The following is a 13768-nucleotide window of genomic DNA, read 5'->3' on the forward strand; positions in this document are numbered from 1 at the left end:
TATGGAATAACCGTGAAAATATTGGCAAGTGGAATCCAAGTACTCTTTCATACGGAAACATTTGTTTCTATGATATTATAAAGAGAGAAATTAAGTTCGAGGAGGCAATTATGTCTGTTAGATTATTATCCGGACGATCAGGCAGCGGAAAGACTGCCTTTTGTATAGATTCGATTCGGGAGAAGCTGTTCGCAGATCCTGAAGGCAATCCAATTATTTACTTAGTGCCAGATCAAATGACATTTCTGTCAGACCAAAGCTTGGCTGCGAGCGAAGGGCTTGGCGGCATGTTCCGTGCCCAAGTTTACAGCTTTACAAGACTTGCGTGGAGGGTTTTGCAGGAGACTGGAGGCATCTCGAGACAGCATATTAACAGCGTCGGAATCAGCATGCTCATCCGCAGCATTATCGAAGAAAAGAAAGAAGAGTTGTTCCTGTTTAAGAAGGTGGCAGACAAGAACGGCTTTATTGGACAAGTCGAACAGCTTGTAACAGAATTCAGAAGATATTGCGTTACACCAGAGGAGCTTGACAGCAGGCAGCAAGACATAGAGGGAGCTGGAGATGGCGACAAGGCTCTTTTGGACAAACTGCATGATTTGGAAATTATTTATCAAAGCTTCGAGGAAAATATGCTGGGCAAGTATATTGATGGAGAAGATTATTTCCGCCTCCTTGCAGAGAAAATCAACAGCTCTGAATATTTAAAGAAAGCAGAAGTTTTCATTGACGGTTTCTACAGCTTTACACCGCAGGAATATTTAATTATTCAGGAGCTTATCCAGGTTTGTGAGAATGTAACGATTACTTTTACTATGGACAAGCCTGACCGAAACAGTTTTGCAGATGAATTAGACCTTTTCCGGATGTCAAAGGAAACTTACGCAACTGTTTATGAAATGGCAAGACAAATCGGTGTGGAAGTAGAGGAGGAAAATTTTGCTGAAGTGCATAAAAATATGCACCACTCCCTTCAACATATCGAGGCACATTTTGACAGCAGGCCAGCTCTCCCGTTTTTTGGAGAAAGTGCTGTGTTGTTTGCAGAAAGCGTTAATCCGAGGGCAGAAATAGAGGGCATTGCTCGGGAAATTAAAAAGCTTATTAGAAAAAAAGGCTACCGCTATCGTGATATTAGTCTCTTATCCCGGAATACGGTAGAATACCAAAATATAATAGAAACTATCTTTGCCGATTATGAAATTCCTTTTTTTATTGACCAGAAAAGAACGATGCATTTCCATCCGCTTGTCGAGCTGATTCGCTCTACCTTGGAAATAATAGAAACAAACTGGCGGTACGAGCCTGTTTTCAGGGCAATTAAGACAGAGCTGCTGTTTCCAATGCATATGCAAAAGCGCAACATCAGAGAAAATGTGGACAAGCTAGAAAACTACTGCTTAGCATATGGAATAAAGGGAGAAAAATGGACGAGCAAGGAACGCTGGAAATATAGAAGATTTCAAGGGCTAGAATGGGATCAAGGGGTACAGACAGACAGTGAAAGACAAATGGAGCAGGAGCTGAATGAGCTTCGCCTTTCATTGGCTGCACCGATTACACGGCTGGCCACCAGGCTGAAGAGAGCAAAATCAGGAAGAGCAAAATGTGAGGCTCTATATCTCTACTTGGAAGAACTAGAGGTTCCAGAAAAAATGGAATTATGGAAAGTGGAGCTTGAAGAGCAGGGGGAGCTTGTTAAAGCAGGTGAACACGACCAAGCGTGGAACAGCATCATAGACCTTCTCGATCAATTTGTTGAGATTTTAGGAGACGAGGAGATAGCAAGAAAACAATTTGCGACCATATTGGATGCTGGGCTTGATACCCTTAAGTTTTCTTTAGTTCCGCCAGCAATAGATCAGGTGCTTATTGCTGATCTTGAGAACTCCAGGCTTGGCACCATAAAGGCTGCCTTTGTTATCGGGATGAATGAAGGGGTTTTTCCTGCCAAGTTTACAGATGAAGGGATTTTTGCAGACAGTGACAGGGAAAGTCTTGTAGAAGCTGGAATGAAGCTAGCACCTACAAGCAAAACTAGATTGCTTGATGAAGAGTTTCTTGCATACAAAGCATTTACAACACCGTCTGACAGATTGTATTTAACATACCCGCTGGCAAATGATGAAGGCAAATCTCTGCTGCCATCTGTGTATGTAAAACGGATGCGCGATTTTGTGCCAGAAGCAAAAACGCTCTACTTTATGGCTGATCCTAAGGATCTTTCCAGTCTCGGACAGCTCGATTATGCAGTTGATATGAGAACAAGCTTGTCTTACTTAAATGGCCAGCTGCAGCTGAAGAAAAGAAATTACCAAATTTATGATTTTTGGTGGGATGTTTATAACACCTATATAGAAGACCCTAAATTCCAGCCAATCGCGAAAAAAGTGTTCTCAAGCTTAACCTATCAAAACAGGACGAGTGAGCTCACAGAAGAAACGAGCAGCGATTTATATGGGGAAAGCATAACAGCGAGTGTTTCACGGATGGAATTGTTCCAGTCATGTCCGTTTTCTCATTTTGCCACACATGGCTTAAAGCTTAGAGAGAGACAAGTGTACAGACTTGAGGCGCCTGCTATTGGAGACTTATTTCATGCTGCCTTGAAATATATTGCTGAAACAGTGCTTCATGAAAATATGATGTGGTCGGATTTGACGAGACAGCAATGTGAGGTTCTAGCAAAAGATGCTGTCGAAATGCTTGCTCCTAAATTGCAAAATGAGATATTGCTGAGCACAAACAGACATCACTATATTAAGAGAAAGCTGGAGCAGATTATTAGCAGAGCTTCTTTCATCCTGAGCGAGCATGCCAAATACAGCGGCTTTGCACCGATTGATTTGGAGCTGGAATTTGGGCCGAAAGGCAAGCTTCCGCCAATGGCCTTTTCGTTAAAGAATGGCACGAAAATGGAGCTTGTCGGCAGGATTGACCGTGTTGACAAAGCTGAGCTTGATAATGAAGTATATTTGCGTGTAATCGATTATAAATCAAGTGCACATGAACTCAATATGAATGAAGTATATTACGGCCTGTCTTTGCAAATGCTGACATATTTAGATTTGATTATTTCCAACAGCAGCATTCTTGTTGATAAAGAAGCAAATCCTGCAGGAGTGCTATACTTCCATGTCCATAATCCAATCTTGAGCAGCAAGAAAATCTTGACGCTTGATGAAATCGAAGAGGAATTGTTTAAAAAGTTTAAGATGAATGGATTAATGCTTGGAAAAGAGGAAGTTATTAAGCTGATGGACGGCAGTCTTGAAAAAGGCGATTCACCTATTGTTCCAGCAGGTGTGAAAACAGACGGAACATTAACGAAACGTTCTAAAGTTGCAAGCAGGGAGGACTTTTATTCCCTTCAGAAATTTGTTCGCCATAAATATGTGGAAACAGGCAATAAAATAATTGGCGGCAATGTTGATATTTCTCCGTATCAATTAAAAGAAAAATCACCATGTACATTTTGTTCATTCAAGTCTGTCTGTCAGTTCGATGAAGGTCTTGAATCAAACCAATATCGAAAGCTGCAAACCTTCTCGAAGGAAGAAGCACTTGATTTGATCAGAAAGGAGGCAAACACACATGAAGAGTATTGATATACCGCCGAAACCGCTTGATGCGACCTGGACAGATGATCAATGGAAAGCAATCAGCTTGAGTGGAAATGATATTTTAGTGGCAGCTGCGGCAGGATCAGGAAAAACAGCCGTTCTTGTAGAAAGAATGATACGCAAGATTGTTTCTGATAATCCAATAAATGTTGATGAGCTGCTTGTTGTTACATTTACTAATGCATCAGCGGCAGAAATGAAGCATCGTATTGGAGATGTGCTTGAAAAGGAGATAAATGCTAATCCAAAATCACAGCACTTGAAAAAACAATTAGTTCTATTGAATAAGGCCCATATATCAACTATTCATTCTTTTTGCTTAGAAGTAATCCGCAAATATTATTATATGATTGACCTGGACCCTGGCTTTCGCATTGCTGATGAGACAGAAGCACAATTGATGCGGGATGAATGTGTGGAAGATTTATTTGAGGAAGAATATGGACAAAGTGAAAATTCGGCATTTTTTGATTTAGTTGATGCCTTCACAAATGATAGAAGTGATGATGCACTTCAGAAAATCATACAGGAAGTGTATGATTTTTCACGGGCAAATCCTTCTCCGTCGGCGTATTTGGAGTCTTTAGCAAATATGTATGACATCGAGGAAACGGCGGCAATTGAAGACCTTCCATTTGCAAAAGAGCTGCTTGCAGATATAGGGCTTCAATTGGACGGAGTTCGGCAGCTTTTGGAATATGGATTAGAATTGACGAAGCGTCCTTTCGGTCCTGCGCCAAGAGCGGGCAATTTTGTTGATGATTTACATCTTTTGGATATTATTCAAAGGGCGAAAGACGACTCATGGAAAACGATGTATGACGCGATGCAAACATTGAAATTCTCAAGAGCTAAGGCATGCAAAGGGGATGAGTATGATCCTGCTTTAATTGAAGAAGCCCAAAAGGTCAGAGATAGAGCGAAAAAAATATTGCAGGAGCTGCAGAGTGAATTATTCGGCAGGCTGCCTGAAGGTTTTATAAAAGACATGCGAGAAATGAAAGTCCATGTGGAAACATTGACGAGACTTGTAGCTTCCTTCTCCGATCGTTTCCAAAGAATGAAATCGGAAAAAGGCTTAGTCGATTTTGCTGACTTAGAGCATTACTGTTTGGAGATTTTACGTGAGCCTGAAGCAAAAGAGCTTGTGCCGTCTGTGGCAGCAGTGCAATACCGCAAGCAGTTTAAGGAAGTGCTGATAGATGAGTATCAGGATGTCAACATGGTGCAGGAGTCCATATTGCAGCTTGTTACAGCAGACAGTGAAACAGCGGGAAATCTGTTTATGGTTGGCGATGTAAAACAATCTATCTATCGATTCCGGCTTGCAGAACCAAACCTGTTTTTATCTAAATATAATCGTTATCAAGCAGATGAGAATACAGGCTATAAGATTGACCTTGCCAGAAATTTCCGAAGCAGAAAAGAGGTTTTGGACGGTACAAACTATCTGTTCAAGCAGATAATGGGGGTCAAAGTCGGCGAAATTGAATATGACAAAGATGCTGAGTTGGCAAAGGGAGCTGCTTATCCAGAGGATGCTGCTTTTCCAATTGAATTGGCTCTTGTTAACCAAAATTCTGCAGCCACGACTGAAGAAGGTGACGGAGAGACTGGTGAATTCGATGCACAGGAAATGGAGCAGTCTCAGCTTGAAGCACGGGTGATTGCCCAAAAAATAAGAGAGCTATTCGATCACAAGCAGGAAGTATATGATGCAAAAACGAAATCGTACCGTCCAGCTATGTATAAGGATATGGTGATTCTACTTCGTTCGATGACATGGGCGCCAGCCATCATGGAAGAATTAAAGCAATTTAATATTCCGACATATGCTAATTTGACGACAGGCTATTTCGAATCAACGGAAGTCAACATCATGATGTCATTGCTTAAAGTAATAGACAATCCATATCAAGATATTCCGTTGGCTGCTGTGCTCCGTTCCCCTATAGTCGGGTTAACAGAAGAAGACTTGAGCAGAATTAGAATTGAAAAGAAGCAAGGAGCATTCTATGATGCTGTTAAAGCATATATGAGTGTTAACAAAAATGACGCCTTGCAGGAGATGCTTGCACCATTCTTTGAATTATTGAATGAATGGAGAACAGAGGCAAGGCGTGGAGCTTTGTCAGATTTGATTTGGAGGCTCTATAGAGATACGCATTTTTATGATTTTGTCGGCGGATTGCCTGGAGGCAATCAGCGCCAGGCTAACTTGCGGGCATTGTTTGACCGGGCCCGTCAATACGAGGCAACCTCTTTCCGCGGGCTTTTCCGCTTTTTACGGTTTATTGAACGGATGAGAGACAGAGGGAATGACCTGGGGGCAGCCAGGGCCTTAACAGAGCAGGAAGATGTTGTCCGAATCATGACAATCCACAGCAGCAAGGGACTGGAATTTCCGTTTGTTTTCCTTGCTGGCATTGGCAGAGAATTCAACACAATGGATTTGCGCAAGCCGTTCCTGCTTGATAAAGATCTCGGGTTTGCGACAAAGTATATTCATGCTCAAAAACGAATCTCTTACCCGTCTCTTGCACAAATAGCATTTACGAAGAAGAAGCGAATGGAGCTTTTAGCAGAGGAAATGCGGGTGCTATACGTAGCGCTGACAAGAGCGAAGGAAAAATTAGTGCTGATCGGCTCTGTTAAGGATATCGAGAAGTCTAAACAAAAATGGGCACAAGCTGCTGGACATTCCAATTGGCTGTTAAATGAGTTCGACAGAGCATCTGCCCGCTCTTATTTAGATTGGATTGGGCCAGCCCTTGTAAGACATAAGGATGCATCTGGCATACATCTGGAAACATGGATGGAAAAAGGAGAAGTGTCTGTCCATCCTTCAGCATGGGAAATCCGAATTCTTCAAAAAGAAGATATTCTTAAACTTACTGTAGACGATTTGGAAGAACAAGAGAGCTGGCTGGAAAAGGTGACAAGCGGAAAAGTGATGGACATTTCCTCTGAATATAAAGAGCAAATCCAAAAAACTCTCGCCTGGAAGTATTTGTACCCGCATGGCACAATATATCGTTCCAAACAGTCCGTGTCCGAGTTGAAAAGGCAAAGTGAACGGTTGGATGAACAAAGCGGCACAGAAATTCAGCCACGTCGCAAAACGATTTGGAACAGACCGAAGTTTATGCAGGAGAAAAAGCTGAGTCCTGCAGAAAAAGGAACAGCCATGCATATGGTGATGCAGCATATCCGATTGGATGAAGCTATAACAGAAGACAGTATCAGGCAGCTTGTTGATGAAATGCAGACAAAGGAGCTTCTGACACCAGAACAAGCAGAGGCAATTGAAGCAGGGCAGATTGTCTCCTTCTTCCAGTCAGAACTTGGAGAGCGCATGCGTAATGCAAAAAAGCTTGTTCGTGAGATTCCATTCAACATTGCCTATCCGTCAAGCTCTGTGTATAAGGATTGGCAAGGAGAGAACGAGCCAATTTTAGTCCAAGGTATCATCGACGTCTATTTTGAGGATGAAAAAGGCACAGTGCTGCTTGATTATAAAACAGATTCTATTCTAGACCGGTTTAAAGGCGGATATATGGAGGCCAAGCCAGTATTAGAAGCGCGCTATCGTGTTCAAATTGACTTGTATGCTGATTCACTGGAGAAAATTCTTAAGAAAAAAATCGATGAAAAATATTTATTCTTCTTTGATGGAGCGAATATCTTACCGATGTAAGACAAAAAGGCTGTCCGAATTATATCGGGCAGCCTTTATTATTAGTTTTTTTTATGAATTGCTAATTTATTGGGGTAAGAAATCACATGCTAATAGGCAGGAGGGAAGTAAAATGGCAAAAGCGAATAAAAAAATTGGAACATGTGAGTTATGTTTAAGAGAAGATGTAGAGACGACAGCCCATCATTTAACACCTCGGGAAATGGGCGGGGCATTCTTAGGCACAGCTGATTTATGCATTCCTTGCCATAAACAAATCCATGCACTGTATACAAATGAAGAGCTGGCAGTAAGATTGAACAAGGTTGAATTGCTGCAAGATGATCCTAAGATAGCGAAGTATTTGGCTTGGATAAAAAAACAGCCTTCTACAAAATTGCAGAAGGTGAAAAAATCAAAGGACAGAAGAGGGAGAAAATGAGGCTTCTTCCCTTTGTCTGTCAGTTATTGGCTGTTGTCGGCTGGTCAAGCAGACTTGTGTCTACATAATTCGTTGCGCTTAATCCATTGTTGGTAATAATAAATGCTCCAGTGTTTGATGCCCCGGAACCTAAAGAGACTTTCGAATTTCCCTTTGGGGAAATAAACAAGGAATCACCGAATTGAACAATCCCTTCTCCGACGTTAACAATTTGAACAGGTCCTACAATAGCAGGCAAAAGAACCTCCTCCTTTATTTATATAGTAGCCTGGCACCAAAAAAATCATCTGCCGTTAACAATAGCGGTTCCAGGTGATGAATGTATTTCCTCAAGGGGGATGATAGTTTGATTATTTAACTCCTCAGAGTGATTCTCTAGCTGTCTTATATGCTTTATCCTCGTTTCTGCATAAATATGACGGGTGCTTCCGACTTGAAGCAGGGATGAGGCTGAGACGGCAGTAATATCAAGGTTTTTCACTTTAATAACCGGCTTTATTTGATGGTACATTATATTGATGCTCTCAGTGATAGGAGGAATGGGAATTGGTTCGGAAAAAATCGGATATTGGTCAAAGGAACCTTCTCCGCCGAAGAAAATCTTCTTCTCTCGTTGTACAGCAAGTGCCCTCGAAAACGCTTGATAAAAAGAGATATCACCAAATTCTAGTGTAGATGAAAATGATGCTATATTTAGACGTATATGATTAACAACAGAAGTCCTTGTAAGCATATTTATCCTTTAGGGAACAAAGGGACAAATGGTCCGATAATCAGTGATTCTGCAGGTGTGTCAAAAGTGGACGCAAGCTGAATTGTCTGAACGTCGCCGACAATGCAGACAGATGAACTTGATACACCGATGATTTTAATATCACCAACTGCCAGCTCTCTATTATAAACCTGAAAGTTCATTCCTTGTTCCTTCCCTTCATATTGTCTGGAATATTGCTTAAGAATATTTTGACACCATTTTCAATTTCCTGCTTTAATGCTTCTATAATCGTTTCATTTTGCTGTTGTGTATCCTCTGCTTTTTCACCGCCGGTTCTTTGCTGTAAATAATATTGGATTCTTGTAGGCAGCTGCTTTGTAACATCTTCCTGAATGAAGGAAATATAAGCTTCATCCTCCTCCAAGCCTAGTTCGGCTTGTTTTTGGACAATTATCTCAGGAAGCTCAAGCTGGATATAGGAGAGGAGTGTTTCTTCCAGTTCCATCGATCTTGTCATCATTTGTTTAGGGTCTATTGGATATAAAGGACCGCCAGGCTGAACAGAATTACCTGGATTAATTGCCAGTTCTTCGATTTTTTGCAAATCTGCTGGATTTAAACCGATGTTCAGCGTCCCATCCAATGTTTCCACTTTTAGCTGATCAAAGCTGTATTCAATGCGATCGACTCGAACGGAAGGCCTGTTTTTCAGTTCGGTTATTTCTTTGGTCATTTCGGTGACAGCTTGCTCCAATGATACGATTCTTTTTTCCAGGTATTGCAGATAGGATTGCATCTGATCGCCATAATGGTAGAATTGTTGGGACATCCTTCGTACCTCCTTCATCTGTCTTTAAGGTGCTGTCAATGGAACAGAAGGTGACATGACGACACTGTCGTCTGCCACATTAACACCAGTAAACGGCTCTGATTCTTCAACGGGACTTGGAGCAGCCTCGGTGAAGCCTCCGGTATTATATAGATAAGAATTAGGCTTTATGATACCAGAGCTGCCAATCTGAAAAACGGAAGAGTTTGTAATACCGCCGATTTTTATGGTGTTTATTGTTATAGATTGTTGAATGAAAAAATTCATCATTATCACCTTTTTCAAAGTCAGAAAATCAATTTAAGCATTCAGGAAATTTCCTTGATCAATGCCATCATTGTCTGTTGTGTTCGTGGCACTTCGGTAATTAGTTATATTCAACCCATCACCAGTGTTGAAGGAACCGGAACCAGAGAATGTTTTGGCATTAGAAATCGGCATGATTTTATAGACATCGCCAATATTAAAGATGGAGCTGCTTCCTATGGAAATAACCTGTGCGACTCCTACAATAGCTGGCATAATCAACATCCTTTACATAAGATTCTTAACATTCTATGTGGGGGTTCTGTGGAGTGTGATACATTAGCCCAGCAGTTGTTAGCCTTCTCTCTTTTTAGCCTATTCAACAGCAAGGTTGGCCTATGCCTGTTGCTCCACTTTAATGTGATAGATTTGAATAGTATTATCTGAAAGTTTATAATTAACATAAATATTAAACTATAAATCTTTTGCAAAGGGATGGAGATAGTATGAAGTTTGCGACAGTATTACTGCAAGGCAGACAAGTTGTTGCGGTTTTAAATGAGAAGAATAAAACGATAATTCCGCTTAATGATGCAGAAGAACAGAGAACAGGCAGCCGTCCTTTTCCAGATGACTTGATTCAATGTATAGAGATGGGAAATGACTTTATTGATAAAGCAAGAGAGGCGACTAATTGGGCCAATGAGAACAGCAGCAATTTAGTTGAATTGGATGAAGTGAAGCTCCTTGCACCAATACCAACACCAAGGAAAAATATATTTTGTGTAGGGAAGAATTATGAGGAGCATGCAATTGAGATGGGGAGTAAGGATGATATACCTGAGCATGTGATGGTGTTTACGAAAGCCCCGACTACTGTAATCGGACCAGATGAAACAGTTCCTGACCATTCAGATGTATCAGAGCAACTGGACTATGAAGGAGAGCTTTGCGTAGTCATCGGTAAAAAGGGTAAGGCGATTCCACAGGATAAGGCGTTGGAGTACGTGTTTGGCTATACGATTCTTAATGATATTACCGCAAGGGATTTGCAGGCAAGGCATAAGCAGTTTTTCATCGGAAAAAGCTTGGATGGCAGTGGACCGCTTGGACCAGTAATTGTGGAGAAATCAGCTATTTCAAATCCAAACAAACTGAATATCTCGACTAAAATCAATGGAGAAGTCAGACAAAATTCCAATACAGCTCACTTTATCTTTCCTATAGAAGAAGTGATTAGTGTTTTATCAAAAGGCATGACGCTTGAGCCAGGAGATTTGATTGCAACTGGAACACCAGCTGGAGTCGGCAAAGGCTTCAAACCGCCGCGATTTTTGAAAGCTGGCGATACGATAGAAATAGAAGTAGAAGGAATCGGTGTCCTGCGCAACACGGTTGGATAAGATTTGACGGAAACCATTTTATAAACAGCAAGAAACGTGCATCCTATGAAAGAAGGAGGTGGGCATATGTTTGGCCAAATCCACTTTATTTCATGGATGCTCACATTAGTTCTTTTTGTTGCAGTCTTGTTTTTAAGAAAAACAGACCAAAAAAGAACGAGAAAAATCGTACATATGATTGCAAGGCTTTTGTATATCTTTATCATTGTTTCCGGTGCTATTATGCTGTTTCGTGTAGAAACTTTTACTGCCCTGTACATGCTGAAGGCACTTGTCGGGTTTTGGGTCATCAGCATGATGGAGATGATATTGGTCCGGCTTGAACAGGAGAGAAAGGTCAGAATCCTGTGGGGGCAGTTTGCAGTCGCTCTTGTGCTTGTATTGTATATTGGGTATGCTGCGTTATAATGTTTAAGGAAGGCTCTGCTTAACAAAAAAAGCAGAGCCTTCTTTTTGTTCCAGTATTGACCATGAAAAGAATTATCTGGTAAGTTATCAGTAGATTACGTGAATGGGAGAGAGTTTATTGCAATCATTTTATGTAAAGCTTGCGCTATTAATTTCTATGTGGGCAGGGGCGCTATTTGCATCGTATGAAAACAAAAATGTATTTTACATCTATTTATTTTCCTGCAGCATCCTGCTTGCTCTTTATTTTCTTCTACCCCTTCTTCGCAGAAAGGTTTTTATCTATTTGGCTCTTCTCGTTTGGATACAAGGGTTAATCTTTTTTGGAGAGGGCCAAAATCCTCTTTACCTTTATGCACTATCTTTCTTTTACATACTGGAAATGAATCAGGAGATGGCGGGAAGAATTAGCGGTGTGGCGCTCCTTGTGATTTCCTGCTTGAACTGCTTGTCAGGATATGCTTTGTATAATTATCCACTCTTGCTTGTGCTTGCTGTAAATGGATTTGCAGGGCTCGTGCTTTACTATTTTGGCGAAACGAACAGAGAGTATAGGCATATTAGAGAAGCATATGCCTCCTTATTAAATGACTTCAGGGTGCATAAGCGGAGAGCTTTTCAGAATGAAAGGACTGCGAGAGCGGAAGAGAGAACAATGATAGCAAGGGAAATGCACGATGCTGTTGGCCATAAGCTGACAGCGCTTGTTATGCAGGTTGAAGTAATGCGCCGAGAACTTCCTGGCAGTTCTTATTCCATCATTAAGGAAATAGCCTCTGAATGTCTGGAGGAAACGAGAAGAGCTGTCCGCCTCATGCAGGCAGAGGAACTTCAGGGGATTTCCGCACTTGTTCATTTAATCAAAAAGCTGGAAAGTGAGAATGCTGTCCATGTTCATTTTACAGCTAAACAAGGAGCGCTTCACGCACAGCTCAGCAATATGAAAAATGCAGTTCTTTATCGGACGATCCAGGAAGGGCTGACAAATGCAATGAAGTATGGAAGCACGAGAGATGTTTTTATTTCAATTGGAGTGTCGCCAATCGGCCACCTTACATTTGAAATAAAAAATGCTTTTAACCATAAGCATCCCATACACAAAGGGTTCGGTCTTGACAACATGTCAAGAAGGCTGGAGGAAGCGGGAGGAAAGCTTGCCATCCAGCAGCTGAATCAACAGTTTATCTTGGCAGGAAGTCTGCCGACAGAGGAGATAAAAAAATGATTAACGTAATGATTGCAGAAGACCAGGCAATTGTCAGGAATGGACTGAAAATGATAATTGAACAGGATGCTGATATTTTGGTGGCAGCTGAAGCGGAGAATGGCAAGGAGGCGCTCTGTTTGCTTGAAACTGTTCCTGCCATAGATCTTATCTTAATGGATGTCCGCATGCCTGTTATGGATGGACTTGAAGCAACAAAGCAAATAAGGGGGCGCTATCCGCATATTAAGATACTAATCTTAACTACTTTCAATGATGAGGAGTATGCAATTAAGGCTTTCCGAGAAGGAGCAAATGGGTTTTTGCTGAAAAACGCTGATAGTGCTGCCCTTATTAACAGCATTAAAAGCTGTCTTGCTGGGGGCATGAGCATACATGCGGACGTTGCAGCAAAGGTCATGCCTAAGCTGCTGAAGGAAACGAGACCCTATATGCAGACAGACCTAATTGATACCCTTACAGAAAGAGAAATAGAAGTCGTTAAGCATGTCGGACTTGGGAAAACCAATAAAGAAATAGCAGGAAATATGTTTTTGTCTGTCGGTACGGTAAAGAATCATCTTACACAAATCCTGCAGAAGCTTGAACTAAGGGATAGAACACAATTGGCTATCTTTGCTGTGAAAAATGACCTTATATAGCCATAGTTTTGGTTTAACAGAACTAAAAATGTTATGATGATTTAGTGTGTTACATAAATGTTGAAGAGGTGTTTATATGTACAGAAAAACAGAAGATTTTATTGCAGACTGGACTGCTTCTGCTCACGGAACAGTACAAGTATTAGAGTCACTTACAGATGAGAAGCTAGGTCAGGCAATAGTTGAGGGTCACAGCACACTTGGCTGGCTTGGCTGGCATTTAGCTACAAGTCCTGCTTTTTTTGCAGGAGTTGCCGGTATTAAGGTAAGACCTGCTACAGATAAAAAAGCAGAAAATATCACTGCAGCTGAAATAGTACAAGCTTACAAAACGATTGCAGCTGATATCGCTGAAGCTGCAAAGTCTTTAACAGATGAAACACTTAGCGAAACAGTCGACCAGTTTGGAAAACCGATGACAAAAGGTTCTGTTCTTGGATTGCTGATTCAACATCAAGTTCATCACAGAGGACAAATGACGGTTCTGCTTCGTCAAGCTGGCCTGCCTGTTCCAGGTGTACTTGGACCAACAAAGGAAATGCAGGCAAAAGGCTAAATCA

At 41.3% G+C, this 13768-nt stretch carries 14 protein-coding genes; 8 read left to right on the top strand and 6 right to left on the bottom strand.

Annotated features, from left to right (window positions below; translation table 11 throughout):
* The first annotated feature begins 110 nt into the window (after nt 1-110).
* From addB to L8T27_RS04240, 3 genes are all read left to right on the top strand, one after another.
* Nucleotides 111-3608, top strand: a complete 3498-nt coding sequence (addB, locus tag L8T27_RS04230; protein ID WP_237940903.1) for a helicase-exonuclease AddAB subunit AddB — start codon at nt 111-113, stop codon at nt 3606-3608.
* On the top strand, nt 3595-7320 hold the full coding sequence (gene addA / locus L8T27_RS04235) for a helicase-exonuclease AddAB subunit AddA (RefSeq protein ID WP_237940905.1): 3726 nt from the start codon (nt 3595-3597) through the stop codon (nt 7318-7320). The genes addB and addA overlap by 14 nt, the downstream gene beginning before the upstream one ends.
* A gap of 112 nt (nt 7321-7432) precedes the next feature.
* Nucleotides 7433-7741 (top strand): HNH endonuclease, encoded by a 309-nt coding sequence (locus L8T27_RS04240; protein WP_233316656.1) that lies wholly within the window; start codon nt 7433-7435, stop codon nt 7739-7741.
* A 19-nt stretch (nt 7742-7760) separates the two neighbouring features.
* On the opposite strand, the gene L8T27_RS04245 is transcribed toward L8T27_RS04240, so the two are convergent.
* From L8T27_RS04245 to L8T27_RS04270, 6 genes are read right to left on the bottom strand one after another with little or no spacing between them, the layout of a single operon-like run.
* On the bottom strand, nt 7761-7979 hold the full coding sequence (locus tag L8T27_RS04245) for a spore germination protein (protein ID WP_233316657.1): 219 nt from the start codon (nt 7977-7979) through the stop codon (nt 7761-7763).
* 45 nt (nt 7980-8024) lie between these two features.
* A complete protein-coding gene (locus L8T27_RS04250; RefSeq protein WP_233316658.1) occupies nt 8025-8474 on the bottom strand; it encodes a spore germination protein GerPE in 450 nt (149 codons plus the stop codon).
* Between the two features lie 2 nt (nt 8475-8476).
* Complete coding sequence (locus tag L8T27_RS04255) at nt 8477-8656, bottom strand: lipocalin/fatty acid-binding family protein (protein ID WP_233316659.1); 180 nt, start codon at nt 8654-8656, stop codon at nt 8477-8479.
* Nucleotides 8653-9285, bottom strand: a complete 633-nt coding sequence (gene gerPC / locus L8T27_RS04260) for a spore germination protein GerPC (protein WP_233316660.1) — start codon at nt 9283-9285, stop codon at nt 8653-8655. Before gerPC ends, L8T27_RS04255 begins: the two co-directional genes overlap by 4 nt.
* A 24-nt stretch (nt 9286-9309) precedes the next feature.
* Nucleotides 9310-9552 carry a spore germination protein GerPB gene (locus L8T27_RS04265; protein WP_233316803.1) on the bottom strand — a complete coding sequence of 81 codons (243 nt, stop codon included), beginning with the start codon at nt 9550-9552 and terminating at the stop codon, nt 9310-9312.
* A 33-nt stretch (nt 9553-9585) separates the two neighbouring features.
* Nucleotides 9586-9807, bottom strand: coding sequence for a spore germination protein (locus L8T27_RS04270; protein WP_144451981.1), 222 nt, complete (start codon nt 9805-9807; stop codon nt 9586-9588).
* Nucleotides 9808-10037: 230 nt separating this feature from the next.
* On the opposite strand from L8T27_RS04270, the gene L8T27_RS04275 reads away from it, so the two are divergent.
* The 5 genes from L8T27_RS04275 (at nt 10038) to L8T27_RS04295 (ending at nt 13764) form a co-directional block, all read left to right on the top strand.
* The gene (locus L8T27_RS04275) at nt 10038-10934 is read left to right on the top strand and encodes a fumarylacetoacetate hydrolase family protein (RefSeq protein ID WP_237940907.1); all 897 of its coding nucleotides are present in this window, start codon (nt 10038-10040) and stop codon (nt 10932-10934) included.
* 66 nt (nt 10935-11000) lie between these two features.
* Entirely contained in the window at nt 11001-11342 is a 342-nt protein-coding gene (locus L8T27_RS04280; RefSeq protein ID WP_233316662.1) for a YisL family protein, read from the top strand.
* Between the two features lie 118 nt (nt 11343-11460).
* Nucleotides 11461-12567, top strand: coding sequence for a sensor histidine kinase (locus L8T27_RS04285; protein WP_233316663.1), 1107 nt, complete (start codon nt 11461-11463; stop codon nt 12565-12567).
* On the top strand, nt 12564-13208 hold the full coding sequence (locus L8T27_RS04290) for a response regulator transcription factor (protein ID WP_233316664.1): 645 nt from the start codon (nt 12564-12566) through the stop codon (nt 13206-13208). The genes L8T27_RS04285 and L8T27_RS04290 overlap by 4 nt, the downstream gene beginning before the upstream one ends.
* Before the next feature lie 76 nt (nt 13209-13284).
* Complete coding sequence (locus tag L8T27_RS04295) at nt 13285-13764, top strand: DinB family protein (protein WP_233316665.1); 480 nt, start codon at nt 13285-13287, stop codon at nt 13762-13764.
* The last annotated feature ends 4 nt before the right edge of the window (nt 13765-13768 follow it).

The sequence above is a fragment of the Niallia sp. Man26 genome (assembly GCF_022049065.2).
Taxonomy (GTDB): domain Bacteria; phylum Bacillota; class Bacilli; order Bacillales; family Cytobacillaceae; genus Niallia.